We start from the raw sequence: 19618 nt of genomic DNA on the forward strand, positions 1-19618 counted from the left end.
CTCTCCTGTTTTGCTTTTTACTACATAAGTGATTTTCTGACATATAATTTCAGTTTTTTACATAATATGCGATTTACGTCGAAATAAGAAGAAAAACAAAGAAAAGATAAGATTTTATCACTAATTTAAGAAATATTAAAAAAATGAGAGGAATTTTTGTTGCATTGTCGAATTTCTTATTTAGAATAGAATGTAAGGAAGATAAAGGATATTGAATGTAATAGAGAAATTTGGATATGACCTGAGGGAGGAACAGAAGTTGAAGAAAATAAAAGTCTGTGTCGTTGATGACAATAGAGAATTGGTAAGATTGCTCGAGGATTATATATCCTCACAAGATGATATGGAAATAGCAGGAGTCGCCCATAACGGCCAGGAATGTTTAGATATGCTGAATACAATAGAACCTGATGTTTTAGTATTAGATATCATTATGCCGCATCTTGACGGTTTAGCGGTGCTTGAGCGGCTCCGTGAGTTGAAAAAAGGGATTCTTCCAAATGTCATTATGTTAACGGCATTTGGGCAAGAAGATGTAACGAAAAAAGCGGTAGAACTTGGTGCATCGTATTTTATCTTAAAGCCATTTGACATGGAGAACCTCGGTAATCATATCCGCCAGGTGAGTGGAAATAGTCCTTCAATTACTGCAAGAAAGAGTTCATCATCTAGCTATCGTTCTCAAAATGATTCAAAGCCAAAAAATTTGGATGCCAGTATTACCAGCATTATACATGAAATTGGGGTTCCTGCACATATAAAGGGGTATTTATATTTGCGGGAAGCTATTTCTATGGTCTTTAACGATATCGAGTTATTAGGATCCATAACTAAAGTTCTTTATCCGGATATCGCTAAAAAATATAACACTACTGCAAGCCGTGTGGAAAGAGCTATCCGTCATGCTATAGAAGTAGCATGGAGCCGAGGGAATATCGACTCGATCTCTTCTCTATTCGGTTATACTGTAAGCATGTCCAAAGCAAAGCCGACAAACTCCGAATTCATTGCTATGGTAGCAGATAAATTGCGTCTGGAGCATAAAGCTTCTTGAAAGGAATAAAGCCCTCAGTAATGGGGCTTTTTTTCATCTAACATTCATTTTTGTTTACAATGAGAATATGCCAGTGTAAATGCATAATCTGTTCTATAGGTATTTTTGATGATGGAGTCCATTTAAATGTTAGGAAGTGAAGAGATGACACAAATATTTGCTCACCGGGGATACTCCGCTTCTTTCGCTGAAAATACGATGAGTGCCTTTATTGGAGCAGAAAAAGCCGGGGCTGACGGATTAGAGCTTGATGTTCAATTAACTCGAGATGGTGAAATAGTAGTAATCCATGATGAAAAAGTGGATCGTACAACAAACGGCCATGGTTTTATAAAAGATTTGACCTATAAAGAAATTAGGAAACTAAATGCCAATAAAAACGGAGGTAAAAAGGAGTCTATTCCTTCGTTGATTGAGGTTTTTGAATGGCTGAAAACCAACAATTTATTATGTAATATTGAAATGAAAAATGGTTTATTTCCTTATGAAGGAATGGAAGAAAAGGTCATTGAACTTGTAAGAAAATATAATTTGACAGACCGTATTATTTTTTCTTCTTTTAACCATTACAGCATTGTGCACTGCTATAGAATTGCGCCTGATATTGAAACAGCTCCTCTTTTTCTTGAAGCTATTTATATGCCTTGGGTTTATTCGCAATCAATTCGGGCAAAGGGAATTCATCCAAAGCATTCCACTATTCCTGACCACATTATCACCACAACCATACAAAATGGTGTTGCCGTACGACCCTATACTGTGAATAGAGAGGCAGATTTAAAGCGGCTATTTAAGCTGAATTGCACGGCTGTTATAACCGATAATCCCATAAAGGCTATAAAGATAAAAAAAACAATATGAAAAGAGACCATTACCGGCCTCTTTTTATTTTTTCTGTTGTTGTTTAAATCGAGCTTGAACATTATTGCGTTTTCGATCTCGGTGGAAAATAAATCCAGCAACAAAACCCAGCCCAATCACAAATAATAATAACCCGGCAAGAAATTGCAGCCAAAAATGGGTAAACGGCGCCTGCAGAACTCCGAAGGTCATATCACGCATCAATTTAATCCCCAGTGCAGCTAAAAATCCAGGAATTAGCAGGATAATAAGAGCAACTATACGTGTCATAAATAATTCCTTCCAATTTTAATTATTTCTATTATCTCTCTCAAGGAAATAATAGTCCATAGATATAATTTGTCAAGAATCCAGTTTCACGCTACAATAAACATGAAAAATATTGCATGAAAAAAATTTCTATTTTAAAGGGGCAGATCATGCAAAATGTAATGATAGTTGGTGCCGGAAAGGGCGGCACAGCAATCTTAAAAATATTAAAAGAATCTGAGGTCCTTCATGTTTTTGCAGTCATTGATCGAAATATAGATGCACCGGGAATTCTGCTGGCACAGGAGGAAGGAATTCGAACGGCGACAGATTGGAAGCCGTTTTTAACGGATAAAATCGATATCATTATCGAAGTAACTGGCGATGAAGCCGTTTTTCAAAACTTGAGAAATGGGAAAAATAAAAAGACCGTTCTCATTCCAGGCAGTGTTGCCTTTCTTGTGGCAAAACTAATGGAAGAGAAAGAAGAATTAATTAGGAAGCATCAATATGAATCCTATTTTCAAGAACTCATTTTTAATGCCACAAATGACGGAATGGTCGTTATTGATCATATGGGGTACGTCATTTTGTTTAACAACAGGGCAGAAGAAATGATGGGAATGAAAAAAAATCAAGCTCTAGGAAAATATGTAGCAGAAATTATTCCACAAAGTCGTTTGCCCGTCATATTAAAAACTCGCCGAATTGAGACAAATCAGGAAATGATTTTAGGAAACGGCCTGAAAATCATAACCACCCGGATTCCAATAGTCGAAGAGAACGGGAGATTGATCGGGGCAGTAGCGGTCTTTAAAGATATTACTGAAGTTGTAAAATTGGCAGAGGAAATTACCGATTTAAAGGAAATTCAAACAATGCTCGAGGCTATCATCCATTCAAGTGATGATGCGATATCTGTTGTTGATGAAAACGGAAGAGGCATCTTGATCAATCCAGCTTATACCCGAATCACTGGTCTTTCCGAAGAGCAGGTTATTGGAAAACCGGCTAATGCTGATATTTCCGAGGGTGAAAGCATGCATATGAAGGTGCTTCAAACAAGGCGTCCTGTACGAGGGGTACCAATGAGAGTAGGACCTAATAAGCGGGAAGTAATTGTAAATGTGGCACCTATCATTGTAAATGGAATATTAAAAGGTTCTGTTGGAGTCGTTCATGATAGGTCCGAAATGAAATCACTCAGCAGGGAATTGAGTCGTGCCAGGCAGCTAATTCGTAAGCTGGAAGCGAAATATACATTTGAGGATATTATAGGCAAATCAGATGAAATGCTGCTGGCAATCGAACAAGCTAAGCTCGGAGCAAAAACACCAGCAACAGTTCTTTTGCGCGGGGAATCAGGAACTGGAAAAGAGTTATTTGCTCATGCTATACATAATGCAAGCGATCGAAAATACAGTAAATTTATTCGTGTTAATTGTGCGGCTATTTCGGAATCACTATTGGAAAGTGAATTATTTGGTTATGAAGAAGGGGCGTTTTCCGGAGCTTTAAGAGGCGGGAAGAGAGGACTATTTGAAGAAGCGAATAATGGCAGTATTTTTCTTGATGAAATCGGTGAACTGTCAGCAAATACCCAGGCAAAGCTGCTGCGTGTGCTTCAAGAAGGTGAAATTATACGCGTTGGTGCTACAAAGCCGATAACGATTAATGTCAGAGTTATTGCAGCGACGAATGTCAATTTGGAAAAGGGTATTGCTAAAGGAACGTTTAGGGAAGACTTGTATTATCGTCTAAATCGTATGCCAATCCATATTCCGCCGCTTAGAAGCCGGAAGGAAGAAATACCTGCTTTATGTGATCGATTAATTCAAAAAATTAACAGAGATTATGGTAGGAATGTAGAGGGGATTACTGAAGAAGCATTGTATCAGTTAATGAAGTATGAATGGCCGGGAAATGTAAGAGAATTAGAAAATATTCTCGGCAGGGCCATGATTTTTATGAACTATTTCGAAACGCAAATTGATGAGCATCACTTACCTGAGCTAAAAAATACTAAATCAGGAAATGAACAAATAGAGAACAATGACACAGATTATATTGCTGTAGGTCGTACCTTATCGGAAATGATGGAAGAGCATGAGGCAAGAATTATTCAGCAATCGCTATCCCGTTTTAACGGGAATAAGACCTTAACAGCAAAAAACCTCGGGTTATCTGTAAGGAATTTATATTATAAGCTCGAAAAGCATAAACTTGAAAACAATGACATGCAATAATTTTCATAGTGTGAAATTTTCTTCATCGTAGAAAACCGGATAGTGAAGCGCTTTCATTATTCCTTGTTTGGCATGATACTTGCATGTTATTAAATTGGAATGCAGTACAGAATGGAAGGGTTGATAACAACTTGTTGCTCGATTCACTTATTGAAAAAGCAACCCAAGGAAGCACTAAAACAGTAGCAGTCGCAGCAGCGGAGGATTCGGAAGTCATCAAGGCGGTGATTGAAGCTTCTGAGAGGAATCTAGCGCGATTTATTCTTTTTGGGGATCAGGAAAAAATTAGAACATTATTAGGATCAAAATATAAGGATGTTAAGATTGTTCATGCTGATTCAACCACAGCCTCAGCTGAGCTTGCAGTAAAAGCAGTTTTTAAAAAAGAAGCTGAAGTGCTAATGAAGGGGAATTTACCGACGAATATCATTCTAAAAGCTGTATTAAATAAGGATTATGGTTTAAGAACCGGTAATATTCTTTCCCATACAGCCGTATTTGAAATACCCGACATTAATCGTTTGATGATTGTTACGGATGCTGCAATGAATATGACTCCAAATTTAGATCAAAAGGTTCAAATTGTCCAAAATGCTGTGTCAATTGCCAAGTCGATTGGGATTGCCCTGCCTAAAGTAGCCCCCCTTGCTGCTGTTGAGGTTATAAATCCGGCTATGGAAGCTACAATAGATGCTGCAGCGCTAACAATAATGAATCAGCGCGGACAAATTTCCGGTTGTATTATAGATGGACCGCTTGCGTTGGATAATGCAGTATCAGTTTTGGCAGCTGAACATAAAGGTATCCATAGTGAAGTGGCTGGAAATGCTGATATCTTGCTTGTGCCAACAATCGAGGCTGGTAATGTTTTATATAAATCACTGATTTATTTTGCTAAAGCAAAAGTAGGGGCAGTCATTTCGGGAGCCAAGGCGCCTATTGTGCTAACATCTAGAGCAGACAGTTCAGAAAGTAAGCTTTATTCACTTTCTTTGGCATTATGCTGTGCTGTTGATTAGCTCTATTGGTTTTTTTGCTCTTATAAATAGACCTGATTTTGAAAATGAAAAGTAGGCTTGTTTGAATATAAGGAGGAAATGGATATGGAAATTTTTAAGTATCTTGAAAATTATGATTATGAACAAGTAGTATTTTGTCAAGATAAACAATCTGGTTTGAAGGCGATTATCGCTATTCACGATACCACTCTTGGACCGGCACTTGGCGGGACAAGAATGTGGACTTATGCATCAGAAGAAGCAGCAATTGAAGATGCCCTTCGTTTAGCAAAAGGGATGACTTATAAGAATGCTGCAGCCGGCTTAAATCTCGGTGGAGGCAAGACAGTCATTATTGGAGACCCTCGTAAAGACAAAAATGAGGAAATGTTTCGTGCCTTTGGCCGCTATATTCAAGGACTTAACGGCCGTTACATTACAGCAGAGGATGTAGGTACAACAGTAGCTGATATGGATTTAATACATGAAGAAACTGATTATGTCACAGGGATATCACCTGCTTTTGGTTCATCTGGCAATCCTTCACCTGTAACAGCTTACGGAGTATATCGCGGTATGAAGGCCGCAGCAAAAGAGGCCTTCGGAACAGATTCGTTAGAAGGAAAAACGATTGCTATTCAAGGTGTAGGCAACGTTGCTTATACGCTTTGTCAATATTTGCATGAAGAAGGAGCACAACTAATTGTAACGGATATAAATAAAGAGGCAGTCAATCGCGCTGTAGAAGATTTTGATGCAAAGGCTGTAGATCCTAATGAAATTTACGGGGTTGAATGTGATATTTATGCACCGTGTGCCTTGGGAGCAACTATAAACGACGAAACGATTCCTCAATTAAAGGCGAAGGTTATTGCAGGGTCAGCTAATAACCAATTAAAAGATACACGTCACGGCGATATAATTCATGAAATGGGCATCGTTTATGCACCAGACTATGTGATAAATGCTGGAGGGGTAATTAATGTTGCTGACGAATTATATGGTTATAATCGTGAAAGAGCAATGAAAAAGGTAGAAATGATTTATAACACGATTGAAAAAATAATTGAAATTTCAAAACGGGATAGTATTCCCACATATGTCGCCGCAGATCGGATGGCAGAAGAAAGAATTGAAAGAGTTCGCAATTCTAGAAGTCAATTTTTACAGAACGGACACCATATTTTAAGTCGCAGAAGATCAAGATAGGGGTTGTGTAAGCTAAAGGCAAAGGATTGAATGAGTAATTCAATGTCTTTGCCTTTATTAAAGCTTATTTGGAGGTATTACCATTGCCAGAAAATGAATATCGAATTCTTATCATCAACCCAGGTTCGACATCCACTAAAATCGGAATCTTCGATAATGATAGTTCTATTCTTGAAAAAACCATTCGCCATGAGGCTGAAATAATAAATTCATTTGCTAATATTATTGATCAATATGAATTTAGAAAAACGACCATTTTGGAGACATTGGATTATGAAGGTATTAATATTTCTAAATTAAGTGCAGTTTGCGGCCGAGGCGGTTTACTCCGTCCGATTGAGGGGGGAACCTATGCTGTTAATGAGCCAATGCTGGAGGATTTACGCATCGGCTACTTAGGGCAGCATGCCTCCAATCTAGGAGGAATTATTGCCTATGAAATTGCCGCGGGTCTTAATATCCCTGCCTATATCGTTGATCCTGTTGTAGTGGATGAACTTGATCCCATTGCCAGGATTTCCGGATTCCCGTTAATTGAACGAAAAAGCATTTTTCACGCTTTAAATCAAAAAGCCGTTGCGAGAAGGGTCGCAAAGGAATTTAGCAGAAGTTATGATGAACTAAATTTTATTGTTGTTCATATGGGCGGAGGAATAACAGTTGGGGTTCATAAGCAAGGAAGGGTTATTGAGGTTAATAATGGACTTCATGGTGAAGGTCCGTTTAGTCCGGAAAGGGCTGGGACAGTGCCTTGCGGTGATTTAGTGGACTTGTGCTTTTCGGGTGAATATTTCCGGGAAGAAATCATGAAGATGCTTGTTGGGCAAGGAGGACTTGTCGGCTATCTCGGGACTAATGACGCAGTTAAACTAGAAGAGAGAATAGCAGCTGGTGATAAACAAGCAAAATTGATTTATGATACCATGGCCTATCAAGTTGCAAAGGAAGTAGGTGCTGCCAGCACCGTTTTATCAGGCAAAGTTGATGCCATTATTTTAACTGGTGGTTTAGCCTATGGCAGGAATTTTGTAACTGCCATATCCAATCGTATCAATTGGATTGCAGATGTGATTGTTCAGCCAGGTGAAGATGAACTTCGAGCACTGGCAGAAGGGGCTCTGAGAGTTTTACGTGGAGAGGAAAAAGTAAAAATCTATCCTGGAAAGATAAAAAAAGCTAAAATATAGATGTTCGGAGGAAAACAAAGTGGCACATGAATATGATTTGGTGATAGTAGGTGGCGGTACCGGGGGGTATGTGGCTGCTATTCGTGCTTCTCAGCTAGGCTTAAAAACAGCAATTGTGGAAAAAGGAAAACTAGGAGGTACATGCTTACATAAAGGTTGCATTCCAAGTAAAGCACTATTAAGAAGTGCGGAGGTTTTTGCGACCATAAAACGTGGTGAAGATTTCGGTGTCGTTGCAAATGATATTACTTTAAACTTTGCAAAAGTTCAGGAACGCAAAACCGGGATCATTAACCAGCTTCATAAAGGTGTCCAACATTTAATGAAGCAGGGGAAAATTGATGTGTATGAAGGTCTTGGCCGTATTCTTGGACCTTCTATTTTCTCGCCAATGCCTGGGACGATTTCGGTCGAGATGAATAACGGTGCTGAAAACGAAATGCTGATCCCGAAAAATGTAATTATTGCAACTGGTTCTAGACCGAGAACCCTTCCTGGTCTAGAAGTTGATGGGGAAATTGTTTTCACTTCTGATGAAGCATTAGAAATGGAAACCCTTCCTGGTTCTATTATCATTGTGGGCGGTGGCGTTATTGGGATTGAATGGGCTTCAATGCTGTCTGATTTTGGTGTTGAAGTAATGGTGATCGAGTATGCAGATCGTATTATTCCGACTGAGGATCATGAAATTTCTAAAGAAATGCTACGGCTGTTAAAGAGAAAAGGAATTAAAGTTGTAACCGGAGCAAAAGTTCTGCCTGAAACACTTGTGAAGGATACAGGTGTGACCATTTCAGCAGAGGTTAAGGGTGAGGTCAAAGAATTTAAGGCTGAAAAGATGCTGGTTTCTGTTGGCAGACAGGCAAACATAGAAGGGATTGGCCTTGATAATACAGAGATTCAAATTGATAAAGGCTACATTGCCACAAATAAATTTTTTCAAACGAAGGAATCTCATATTTACGCGATTGGAGATTGTATAGGCGGTCTGCAGTTGGCACATGTTGCATCACATGAAGGAATTATTGCAGTGGAACATATCGCCGGGAAACATCCTATGCCGCTTGATTATCGGCTTGTATCTAGATGTATTTATAGTAATCCGGAGGTTTCTAGTGTCGGGGTTACTGAGGCCGAGGCGATTGAAAAAGGACACAAAGTGAAAGTAGGTAAATTTTCTTTCAAGGCAATTGGTAAAGCACTTGTTTTTGGTGAATCAGATGGCTTTGTAAAAGTTATTGCTGACGAAGAGACAGATGATCTTTTGGGCGTCCATATGATTGGACCGCATGTAACAGACATGATTTCAGAAGCAGGTCTTGCAATGGTATTAGATGCTGTACCATGGGAAATTGCTCAGACGATTCATCCACATCCAACCTTGTCAGAAGCAATTGGCGAAGCAGCATTGGCTGTGGATGGAAAAGCAATTCATGGATAAATTTAAAGGGAACCTTTTCGGTCGAAAAAAGATAATTAAAGGAGTCGGCCGGGCAAGCCGAATTCTTTTTCAAAAGCTTCTAACATCTGGAAAATGCGTAAATTTTTACGTGTGTGACTTAAATAAACGGGAGGATGGACTATATGGTAGAAAAGCGTCATGAAGCGCTAGGTTTAAGCGATGAAAAGGTGTTAGAGATGTATGAAATGATGCTCTTAGCCCGCCGCATTGATGAAAGAATGTGGCTGTTAAACCGTGCAGGAAAAATTCCATTTGTTATTTCATGTCAAGGGCAGGAGGCAGCACAAGTTGGCGCCGCTTTTGCGCTTGACAAGGAAAAGGATTATGTTCTGCCATACTACCGCGATTTAGGAGTGGTACTCACATTTGGTATGACTGCAAGTGAACTTATGCTGTCAGGATTTGCTAAGGCTGAGGATCCGAACTCAGGCGGACGGCAAATGCCGGGGCATTTTGGTCAAAAGAAAAACCGGATTGTTACCGGTTCATCTCCAGTTACAACTCAAGTGCCTCATGCAGTTGGTATTGCTCTTGCCGGTAAAATGGAGAGGAAGGATTTCGTTTCATTCGTAACATTTGGTGAAGGTTCTTCTAATCAGGGAGACTTCCATGAAGGTGCAAACTTTGCAGGTGTTCATAAACTGCCTGTCATTTTCATGTGTGAGAATAATAAATACGCAATTTCTGTTCCAATTGAAAAACAATTGGCATGTGAAAAAGTATCTGATCGTGCAATTGGCTATGGGATGCCTGGTTTCACGGTTGACGGTAATGACCCTTTAGAAGTATACAAGGTTGTTAGAGAAGCAGCAGAAAGAGGACGCCGCGGCGAGGGACCAACATTAATTGAAACGGTTTCTTATCGTCTAACCCCTCACTCCTCTGATGACGATGATCGCTCATACCGTGCCCCTGACGAAGTGGCAAAAGCGAAAACAAAAGATCCAATCATCACATTTGGGGCTTACTTAAAGGAAACTGGTGTAATGACAGATGAAATCGAAAAAGAAATAAACGATTCAGTCATGAAGATAGTCAATGAAGCTACTGACTATGCAGAAAATGCACCGTATGCAGTCCCAGAGGATGCGTTGAAATTTGTTTATGAGAATTGATAGGGGGATGAAACATGGCAATAATTTCATATATTGATGCCGTTACAATGGCTATTCGAGAAGAAATGGAACGAGATTCAAAGGTTTTTGTACTCGGTGAGGATGTAGGGAAAAAGGGCGGTGTCTTTAAAGCAACGCAAGGTTTATATGAACAATTTGGTGAAGAAAGAGTAATAGATACACCGCTATCAGAATCGGCAATTGCTGGTGTTGGTATTGGAGCTGCAATGTATGGAATGCGGCCGATTGCTGAAATGCAATTTGCTGATTTCATAATGCCGGCTGTTAACCAAATTATTTCAGAGGCAGCAAGAATCCGATATCGTTCAAATAACGATTGGAACTGTCCGCTAGTTATTCGGGCGCCTTACGGCGGCGGTGTTCACGGAGCGCTTTATCACTCACAATCAGTGGAAGCTATTTTTGCGAATCAGCCGGGGCTTAAAATTGTGATGCCATCAACGCCCTATGATGTAAAGGGCCTATTAAAAGCTGCGATTCGTGACAATGATCCTGTTCTTTTCTTTGAACATAAACGGGCATATCGATTAATAAAAGGAGAGGTACCAGCAGAGGACTACACACTGCCAATCGGGAAAGCAGATGTAAAACGTGAAGGGGAAGATATTACGGTTATTACCTATGGACTTTGTGTTCATTTTGCTTTACAGGCTGCTGAGAAACTGGCTGATGATGGAATTTCAGTTCACATTCTTGATTTGAGAACAGTTTACCCGCTCGATAAAGAAGCTATTATCGAAGCTGCATCTAAAACGGGGAAGGTTTTGCTTGTGACGGAGGACAACAAGGAAGGCAGTATTATGAGTGAAGTCGCGGCGATTATTGCAGAACATTGCTTATTCGAATTAGACGCACCAATTAAGCGTCTTGCCGGACCAGATGTCCCTGCAATGCCGTATGCTCCGACAATGGAGAAGTTCTTTATGATCAATCCTGATAAGGTAGAAAAGGCAATGCGAGAATTGGCTGAATTCTAATTGATCTTAGCGGATCTTAAGCTTAGGAGGTAATACCATTGGCAGTTGAACAAATAAAAATGCCGCAGTTAGGCGAAAGCGTAACAGAAGGCACGATTAGTAAATGGCTGGTTAACGTCGGGGATAAAGTGAATAAATATGATCCTCTTGCCGAGGTCATGACAGATAAAGTAAATGCGGAAGTGCCATCATCATTTGCTGGGGTCATTAAAGAACTTATTGCAGCAGAAGGCGATACATTAGCTGTTGGGGAAATTATTTGTACCATTGAAATAGAAGGCGGTGCAGAAGCTGGTATGGATGCGCCTGCGCCTGAAAGCAAGCAGGAAGTGTCCGCTGGTTCCACTGAAGATACCACTGATGCAGGCCAAGGTAACAAAGCCCGCTACTCACCGGCAGTATTGAAACTTTCACAAGAACATGGTATCGATTTAACAATGGTGTCAGGCAGCGGGGCAGGCGGCCGAATAACTAGAAAAGATCTTTTGCAATTAATTGAATCTGGAAGTATTCCTGCTGCAGGACAGCGAGCGGCAGTGACTTCACAGACAGCAGCGCCTGCTGTTAGTCAGGAGCAAGTCAAGCCTGCAGCTGAGTCAATTCAAGCAGCACCTGCTGCCAATATCCCTGTAGCTGCTGGTGATGTTGAGATTCCAGTAACTGGTGTACGTAAAGCAATTGCGGCAAATATGCTTCGCAGCAAGCATGAGGCACCGCATGCTTGGACCATGGTGGAAGTGGATGCGACCAACCTGGTTGAATACCGTAATTCGCTCAAAAATGAATTTAAGAAAAAGGAAGGCTTCAATTTAACCTTCTTTGCTTTCTTTGTCAAAGCTATTGCCCAGGCCCTGAAGGAATTTCCGCAGATCAATTCTATGTGGGCTGGCGATAAGATCATTCAGAAGAAAGATATTAATATTTCAATCGCGGTAGCGACGGATGATGCTTTATTTGTGCCGGTCATTAAAAATGCTGATGAAAAAACAATTAAAGGGATTGCCCGCGAAATTTCTGAGCTTGCTGGGAAAGTACGAAATGGAAAACTTAAAGCGGAGGATATGCAGGGTGGAACCTTTACCGTTAACAATACCGGCTCATTTGGCTCTGTCCAATCAATGGGAATTATCAATTACCCGCAGGCAGCCATTTTACAAGTTGAATCCATTGTGAAGCGTCCGGTTGTCATGAATAATAGCATGATTGCAGTTCGTGATATGGTTAATCTTTGTATGTCGCTTGATCACCGCGTATTAGACGGTCTTGTTTGCGGACGTTTTCTTGCGAGAGTAAAAGAGATTATCGAAAATATGTCAAAATCAAACACTTCAATCTATTAAAAAAGCCGCTGCCTAATTTGGCAGCGGTATTATTCCGTTCATTTTTTCATCACCCAAGAAATTCCCCAAATCAGTCCGCCTAAAATGAAGTAGGCATACCATGGCAAATATAAAGATGGCCCTATATTTGGAAGAAAATAACCGGCAGCAATAATCAATCCCATGCCTATACTGCCGATTAGCCCTATCTTTATGTAATCCGTAACTGTACTTTTCTTTTCTTTAAAAAGTGATTGATTAATAATCCCAAAAATAAACCAAACCCCAAAAAGACTGAATACGAAAATTAACAAGGAAATCATGGCAGCTTTAACGGGATAAACCACCGAATCAACTTCTTTAAAGAAAGATCCAATTAAAACTATCAAGCCATGGATTATTAGGAAATAACTAAATAGATTGAATGCAATCCTAGAAAAGAATTGAACGATACTTTTTTTATTCTCGTTTGGCAGCTGCTCAATCAGTTCGTCTGCAAATGCTTTTGGGTCGTCTCCAAAAACGTCTGCGGCAGTTTTTCCCTCTTTTTGTCCTTCAATTAAATGCTCCAATATCTCCATTAATATTTCTTCCGACTGCTGTTCCGAAAGAAAAAACTGCAGTCTTATATACAGCATAAAATCGTTATAGTATTTTTCGTTTTCAGCTGTCAATTCTGTTCTGCGTTGATTATTTAATTCAATCAATTGCTTTGCTTCCATTAATTTAAATCCCCCTTTTTAATAGTAAGCTTGCGGGTATGACGATTTGTTCCCATTCTTTTGCAATCTCACCTAAAACCTTATCTCCCGCTTCTGTTAAGTAATAATATTTGCGATTTGGTCCTGACTCAGAAGGCTGCATTTCCCCGCAGATGTAGCCATTCTTTTGCAGTCTTAACAAGACAGGATAAATGGTGCCTTCACTAACATCTTCAAGTCCTGCCTCCTGAAGTTTTTTCGAAAGCTCATAGCCATATGCCGGTTCTTTTTTTATCACTGAAAGTACGCAGCCGTCCAATATACCTTTTAATAATTGACTCCTTAACGACATAATGCGCCTCCCTTCACTCAGTATATGGTAATACAAGATAGTATGCTAAAATCAAACTACTTTGTAATGCAAAGTAGCTAACTATAGAATAATATGGAAAAATTTTGTTGTCAATCAATAATATCCAATCAAATGGAAGTTTTGCAATCTGTTTTCATTGCCTGTTTGTTAAATGTGCCATAAAATAAAAACATAAACACACGGAAGGGGGAGAAGAAGTTTGGACCAAATAAGGAGTCAGAAATTCCAAAAAAAATCAATAGATGATTGGAAAGAGAAAGCTGAGCAATCGCTAAAAGGGAAAACGGTCGAATCGCTACAAAGTACTACATATGAAACGATTACTTTGAAACCGCTTTACACAAAAAAGGACGAACGTTCTATATCGGAATTTCCGGGCGGAACCGATTTTAGAAGGGGTACAAGCCTGTTAGGCTATCTTACAAATGAATGGAAGATTGCGCAGAAAATTCCCTATAAAACTGCTGAGGAACTCAGCCAAAAACTTGAGGATGCCTTGACAAAGGGACAGACTGCGATTTCATTTGAAATTTCAAACGATATTGCAGATTGTTTTTTAGAATGTTTGGGGGAAAAGGTAAATTCCTATCCATTTGCGATTAATTCAAAACAGTTCCAAACCAAGCTGCTTGCAAATCTATCAAGCGGTTCCCAGCTGACTGGCTATATTGCTAGTGATCCAATTGCCCTTTTTACTGAAAAAGGAACAATTGAAATGGAGGCACTTCAAGATTGGACAGCGGAAATAAAGCAAGCAGACCATCATTTTCCTAATTTACGTACCGTTCTTATTGATACAACACCATACCATAATGGCGGTGCTAACGCTGTCCAGGAGCTGGCGGCTGCCGCAGCAACAGGTGTCTATTATCTTGACAAGCTGACGGAGAGCGGTATGGAGTCTGTTAGAGCTCTTTCGAAAATGGTATTTCAGTTTTCCGTTGGTGCTAACTTCTTTATGGAGCTTGCAAAGCTTCGGGCAGCCAGAATTATTTGGAACCGGATTACAGAACTTTATGGTGTTTCTGAGAAAGACCGGGGCATGCAGATTGCTGCTGAGACTTCCCATTTTACGAAAACAGTATACGACCCGCATGTGAATCTCCTTCGTTCTGCTAACGAAGCGTTTGCTGCCGTGTTAGGAGGGGTTCAATATTTGCATGTTGCCCCTTTTGATGAACTTGCCGGGGCTAGCCCATTTTCAGAAAGAATTGCCCGTAATGTGCAGTTGATTTTAAAAGAGGAAGCACTATTAAATAAGGTAGTTGACCCTGCGGGAGGCTCTTGGTATATAGAGACATTGACAAATGAACTGGCTGAGAAGGCTTGGGCGTTCTTTCAAGAGATCGAGGCAAATGGCGGTATTCTAGAAGGAATAAAAACAAATTGGCTGAAGAAGAAAATTGCTGAAGTTTTTACAAAAAAGAAACAGGATGCAGATACTAGAAAACAAAGCATTGTCGGCACAAATGTGTATGTAAATCTTGATGAGTCCGTTATTCATGTAAAGAATGAGATAGTTAAAGAACACGCGGAGATAAATATCATCCCGAAAAGAAGATTAGCGGAATCATTTGAGGAACTACGAGGAAAAGCAAAGGTTTTGGAAGAACAAAAAGGGGTTCCTCCAGCTTTAGGTCTGCTTTGCTTGGGCCAATTAAAACAGCAAAAAGCAAGGCTTGATTTTATGAAAGGTTTTCTGTCTGCCGGCGGAATCAAGACAGTAGAAAGCACACCAATTTTCACAATTGAAGAAGCAAGAGTTTATTTAAATCAACAGCCATCTAAGTTCATTTGCATCTGTGGTACAAATGAACAATATGAGTTGTTTGGTCATGAAATTTTAACTGCATTAAAGCAGGATTTTCCTGAGAAGACATTTTTACTTGCCGGACTCCCTGACAAAGAAAATCAAAGTCAGTGGCTGGCGGAAGGAATTAAGCAGTTTATCCATGTGAAATGCAATTGCTATGAAACACTTGCTGCTATTCTTAAAGCACTGGAGGCGTCCGTGGATGAAACACAAAAAGCCTGATTTTCAAAATACCAAACTGTTTAACGAACAGACTCTAATGACAAAAGAGGAGTGGGAAAAAAGGGTCAATCAAGAAATTCAGAATTCCATCGAAAAGTTGCTGTTTGAAACAAACGAACAGATAAAATTGAAACCGCTTTATACAAAAGAAGACCTCGAAGGGCTTGAACAAATTGACCATCTTCCAGGTCTGCCGCCATACACGAGAGGACCTTACTCAACTATGTATGTAAATCGTCCGTGGACTGTTAGACAATATGCCGGTTTTTCCACTGCAGAGGAAAGTAACGCTTTTTATCGTCGTAACCTTGCTATGGGACAAAAAGGTTTATCGGTTGCATTTGACTTGGCCACACATAGAGGTTATGACTCTGATCATTCGCGCGTTGTCGGTGATGTTGGCAAAGCAGGGGTTGCCATCGATTCCGTTCTTGATATGAAAACGTTATTTGATGGTATCCCTCTTGATCAAATGTCCGTTTCAATGACGATGAACGGTGCAGTACTGCCTGTGCTGGCCTTTTTCATTGTCACTGCTGAGGAGCAGGGAGTTAGTCAAGAAAAACTGTCCGGAACGATTCAAAATGATATTTTAAAAGAATATATGGTCCGCAATACGTACATTTACCCGCCGGAAATGTCGATGAAAATCATTGCTGATATTTTTGAATATACATCTAAATATATGCCAAAGTTTAATAGTATCAGTATTTCCGGCTATCATATGCAGGAGGCGGGAGCACCGGCAGATTTAGAATTGGCTTACACTCTAGCTGATGGACTGGAATATGTGAGAACTGGCCTGAAAGCCGGAATTGATATTGATACGTTTGCTCCAAGACTGTCTTTCTTTTGGGGGATAGGCATGAATTATTTTATGGAAGTTGCCAAAATGCGGGCTGCCAGATTAATTTGGGCAAAAATGATGAGAACATTTGGGCCGGAAAATGAAAAATCAATGGCTCTCCGCACCCACTCACAAACTTCAGGTTGGAGTTTGACAGAGCAGGATCCATTCAATAATGTGACACGGACGCTGATCGAAGCTCACGCTGCCGCAATGGGACATACACAATCGCTACATACTAACGCACTTGATGAAGCAATTGCCCTGCCAACGGACTTCTCAGCAAGAATTGCCCGCAATACACAGCTATTCCTGCAGGAAGAAGCCGGGATTACAAAGGTAATCGATCCATGGGCTGGTTCCTACTATGTTGAAAAACTAACGGACGAACTTGTCACACGCGCTTGGACCCATATCGAGGAGATAGAGAATCTTGGCGGCATGGCAAAGGCAATTGAAACTGGTCTTCCAAAGATGAAAATTGAAGAAGCAGCTGCTAGAAGACAGGCTCAGATTGATTCTGGCAAAGAAACGATTATCGGTGTTAATCGATACCGCCTTGAAAAGGAAGAACCGATTGATATTTTAGATATCGATAATACGGCAGTCCGATTAAAGCAGATTGAAAAATTAAATGCCCTTAAGGAGAGCCGTGACAACCAAAAGGTTGAAGAGGCGCTGCTGTTATTAGCTCATGCGGCCGAAACGGGAGAAGGTAATCTGTTAGAGCTGGCTGTCAAGGCGGCGCGTAACCGGGCCACACTAGGAGAGATTTCCGATGCTATTGAAAAAGCCTGCGGCAGACATAAAGCCGTTATTCAATCCATCAGCGGGGTATACAGCACAGCGTTTAGTAATGCAGATGAAATTACAATAGTAAAACAAATGTCTGATGAATTCCTTGATAATGAAGGTAGAAGGCCGAGAATTTTGATAGCAAAGATGGGGCAGGATGGACATGACCGCGGGGCAAAGGTCATTGCAACTGCGTTTGCTGATCTTGGATTTGATGTTGATATTGGTCCATTGTTCCAAACTCCGGAAGAAACAGCGTTGCAAGCCGTTGAAAATGATGTTCATGTAATTGGAATGAGTTCGCTGGCTGCCGGGCATAAGACTCTCTTGCCACAGCTGGTTGAAGAACTAAAAAAATTAGGTCGTCAAGATATTTTAGTAGTAGTTGGCGGTGTAATTCCAGCCCAGGATTATCAATTTTTATATGAACATGGGGCAGCTGCGATCTTTGGGCCGGGGACGGTTATACCGGTAGCGGCGCAAAAGGTAATTACAGCAATCTATCAGCAGCTCGGTTATGAGGAAGTGGCAAACTAAATGACGGCTGATTATAAACCAGAATGGAATGATCCAAACAATCCCGAGCTTTGCTCAAGTGTGGTAAGAAAAGGGGAGGAGCATGCAGCTTCGACGGCCTCCCTGCAAAAAAACAGCCGCTTTACCAAACGTAAGGCTTCAGAGCCTACGATAGATGAATTATTCAATGGAGTATTAAGTAGTAACAGAGGACTCCTGGCAAGGGCTATTACTTTGATTGAAAGTAATGCCGAGCATCATTTCCAAAAGGGACAGGAACTCTTGCAAAGGCTTTTGCCATACAGCGGTAATTCAATTCGTATCGGCATAACCGGGGTGCCGGGTGCTGGAAAAAGTACATTTATTGAGGCTTTTGGAAATTATCTTTGCAGCCAAGGGCTAAAAGTGGCAGTACTTGCCATTGATCCTAGTTCAAGGATCAGCGGCGGAAGTATTCTTGGCGATAAAACCCGAATGGAAAAGCTTGCAAGGAACCCACTGGCATTTATCCGACCTTCTCCCTCTGCTGGGAAGCTTGGCGGCGTGCATCGAAAAACAAGAGAATCAATGATAGTTTGCGAAGCTGCCGGCTTTGATGTAATTTTAATTGAAACAGTCGGTGTCGGACAGAGTGAAGTCATTATCAGGGACATGGTCGATTTTTTCATGCTGCTTGTTCTAACTGGTGCGGGTGATGAATTACAGGGGATGAAGAAAGGGATAATGGAATTAGCCGATGCGATTATTGTTCATAAGGCTGATGGCGATAATAAACTGAAGGCGGAAAAAACGAAGCATGAATATAATCGGATTCTACACTTTCTCCAGCCAGCGACAAAAGGGTGGGTGACAAAAGCACATACCTGTTCATCCATTACGGAGGAAGGAATAGGCGATGTTTGGGATGTCATCAAAACCTTTGAAGCAAATGGGAAATCATCAGGGGTTTTTAAGGAAAGGAGAAAAGTGCAATCACGTGAATGGCTTCATGCACATATTGCAGATCAGCTGCATTATCATTTTTACCATCATCCCCAAATTAAAAATCTTTTACCAAAACTAGAGAATGAAGTCATTGCAGGGGGGAAAACAGTCGCTGCAGCAGTGGATATTCTTTTTAAGAAATTTTTATAGGTATTACTATTTGGAAAAAATACATTTTTACTGTTAATATGTAACTATAGGCTTAAATTAAAGGAGTGAAAATATTAATGGGTATGGATTTCAATTTTTTCATGAATGATGTTGTCCGTCAGGCACGTCAGGAAATTACCACAGCGGGTTATGAAGAGCTTACTACTCCGGAAGAAGTGGAGTCTGCACTAAATAGAGAAGGCACAACATTAGTAATGATTAATTCGGTTTGCGGCTGTGCCGGTGGTATAGCTCGTCCAGCGGCTGCACATGCGGTTCATTATGATAAGCGTCCAGATCATTTTGTAACGGTTTTTGCCGGGCAGGATAAAGAAGCAACTGAAAAGGCAAGAAGTTATTTTACTGGATACCCGCCATCCTCACCATCTTTTGCCTTGCTGAAAGATGGAAAAATTTGTACTATGGTAGAAAGACATCAAATAGAAGGCTTTGATCCTGCGACTGTTGTTACAAGATTACAGCAGGAATTTGATAAATATTGTGAAGAAATTTAATTCC

At 40.4% G+C, this 19618-nt stretch carries 17 protein-coding genes; 14 read left to right on the top strand and 3 right to left on the bottom strand.

What is annotated here, in order from left to right; translation table 11 throughout:
- Positions 1-259: 259 nt before the first annotated feature.
- Entirely contained in the window at positions 260-1054 is a 795-nt protein-coding gene (gene spo0A, locus IE222_RS22840) for a sporulation transcription factor Spo0A (RefSeq protein WP_191276691.1), read from the top strand.
- Positions 1055-1180: 126 nt separating this feature from the next.
- Complete coding sequence (locus tag IE222_RS22845; protein ID WP_370465080.1) at positions 1181-1915, top strand: glycerophosphodiester phosphodiesterase; 735 nt, start codon at positions 1181-1183, stop codon at positions 1913-1915.
- 24 nt (positions 1916-1939) lie between these two features.
- On the opposite strand, the gene IE222_RS22850 is transcribed toward IE222_RS22845, so the two are convergent.
- The gene (locus IE222_RS22850; protein WP_191276692.1) at positions 1940-2185 is read right to left on the bottom strand and encodes a DUF2627 domain-containing protein; all 246 of its coding nucleotides are present in this window, start codon (positions 2183-2185) and stop codon (positions 1940-1942) included.
- Between the two features lie 149 nt (positions 2186-2334).
- Between IE222_RS22850 and IE222_RS22855 the strand changes: the two genes are divergently transcribed.
- The 8 genes from IE222_RS22855 to IE222_RS22890 all read left to right on the top strand — a co-directional run bounded on the left by IE222_RS22855 (position 2335) and on the right by IE222_RS22890 (position 12719).
- A complete protein-coding gene (locus IE222_RS22855) occupies positions 2335-4410 on the top strand; it encodes a sigma 54-interacting transcriptional regulator (RefSeq protein ID WP_191276693.1) in 2076 nt (691 codons plus the stop codon).
- An 83-nt stretch (positions 4411-4493) separates the two neighbouring features.
- The gene (gene yqiS / locus IE222_RS22860; RefSeq protein ID WP_191276694.1) at positions 4494-5429 is read left to right on the top strand and encodes a phosphate butyryltransferase; all 936 of its coding nucleotides are present in this window, start codon (positions 4494-4496) and stop codon (positions 5427-5429) included.
- A gap of 84 nt (positions 5430-5513) precedes the next feature.
- Complete coding sequence (gene bcd / locus IE222_RS22865; RefSeq protein ID WP_191276695.1) at positions 5514-6617, top strand: branched-chain amino acid dehydrogenase; 1104 nt, start codon at positions 5514-5516, stop codon at positions 6615-6617.
- 83 nt (positions 6618-6700) lie between these two features.
- On the top strand, positions 6701-7804 hold the full coding sequence (gene buk / locus IE222_RS22870; RefSeq protein ID WP_191276696.1) for a butyrate kinase: 1104 nt from the start codon (positions 6701-6703) through the stop codon (positions 7802-7804).
- A gap of 19 nt (positions 7805-7823) precedes the next feature.
- Entirely contained in the window at positions 7824-9245 is a 1422-nt protein-coding gene (lpdA, locus tag IE222_RS22875) for a dihydrolipoyl dehydrogenase (RefSeq protein WP_191276697.1), read from the top strand.
- 143 nt (positions 9246-9388) lie between these two features.
- Positions 9389-10381 carry a thiamine pyrophosphate-dependent dehydrogenase E1 component subunit alpha gene (locus IE222_RS22880; RefSeq protein WP_191276698.1) on the top strand — a complete coding sequence of 331 codons (993 nt, stop codon included), beginning with the start codon at positions 9389-9391 and terminating at the stop codon, positions 10379-10381.
- Between the two features lie 14 nt (positions 10382-10395).
- Positions 10396-11379 carry an alpha-ketoacid dehydrogenase subunit beta gene (locus tag IE222_RS22885; RefSeq protein ID WP_191276699.1) on the top strand — a complete coding sequence of 328 codons (984 nt, stop codon included), beginning with the start codon at positions 10396-10398 and terminating at the stop codon, positions 11377-11379.
- A 38-nt stretch (positions 11380-11417) separates the two neighbouring features.
- The gene (locus tag IE222_RS22890; protein ID WP_191276700.1) at positions 11418-12719 is read left to right on the top strand and encodes a dihydrolipoamide acetyltransferase family protein; all 1302 of its coding nucleotides are present in this window, start codon (positions 11418-11420) and stop codon (positions 12717-12719) included.
- A 38-nt stretch (positions 12720-12757) separates the two neighbouring features.
- On the opposite strand, the gene IE222_RS22895 is transcribed toward IE222_RS22890, so the two are convergent.
- Both IE222_RS22895 and IE222_RS22900 read right to left on the bottom strand, forming a co-directional pair.
- Positions 12758-13420 carry a DUF1129 family protein gene (locus IE222_RS22895; protein ID WP_191276701.1) on the bottom strand — a complete coding sequence of 221 codons (663 nt, stop codon included), beginning with the start codon at positions 13418-13420 and terminating at the stop codon, positions 12758-12760.
- A 4-nt stretch (positions 13421-13424) separates the two neighbouring features.
- Complete coding sequence (locus IE222_RS22900; RefSeq protein WP_191276702.1) at positions 13425-13751, bottom strand: PadR family transcriptional regulator; 327 nt, start codon at positions 13749-13751, stop codon at positions 13425-13427.
- A gap of 220 nt (positions 13752-13971) precedes the next feature.
- Between IE222_RS22900 and IE222_RS22905 the strand changes: the two genes are divergently transcribed.
- The 4 genes from IE222_RS22905 to IE222_RS22920 all read left to right on the top strand — a co-directional run bounded on the left by IE222_RS22905 (position 13972) and on the right by IE222_RS22920 (position 19614).
- Complete coding sequence (locus IE222_RS22905) at positions 13972-15807, top strand: methylmalonyl-CoA mutase subunit beta (RefSeq protein ID WP_191276703.1); 1836 nt, start codon at positions 13972-13974, stop codon at positions 15805-15807.
- A gap of 37 nt (positions 15808-15844) precedes the next feature.
- Positions 15845-17986 (top strand): methylmalonyl-CoA mutase, encoded by a 2142-nt coding sequence (scpA, locus tag IE222_RS22910; protein WP_223282860.1) that lies wholly within the window; start codon positions 15845-15847, stop codon positions 17984-17986.
- A complete protein-coding gene (gene meaB / locus IE222_RS22915) occupies positions 17987-19099 on the top strand; it encodes a methylmalonyl Co-A mutase-associated GTPase MeaB (protein ID WP_191276705.1) in 1113 nt (370 codons plus the stop codon).
- Between the two features lie 77 nt (positions 19100-19176).
- Positions 19177-19614, top strand: coding sequence for a BrxA/BrxB family bacilliredoxin (locus IE222_RS22920; protein WP_191276706.1), 438 nt, complete (start codon positions 19177-19179; stop codon positions 19612-19614).
- Positions 19615-19618: the final 4 nt, after the last annotated feature.

This window comes from Neobacillus kokaensis (assembly GCF_014656545.1).
In the GTDB taxonomy this organism is placed as follows: domain Bacteria; phylum Bacillota; class Bacilli; order Bacillales; family Cytobacillaceae; genus Neobacillus; species Neobacillus kokaensis.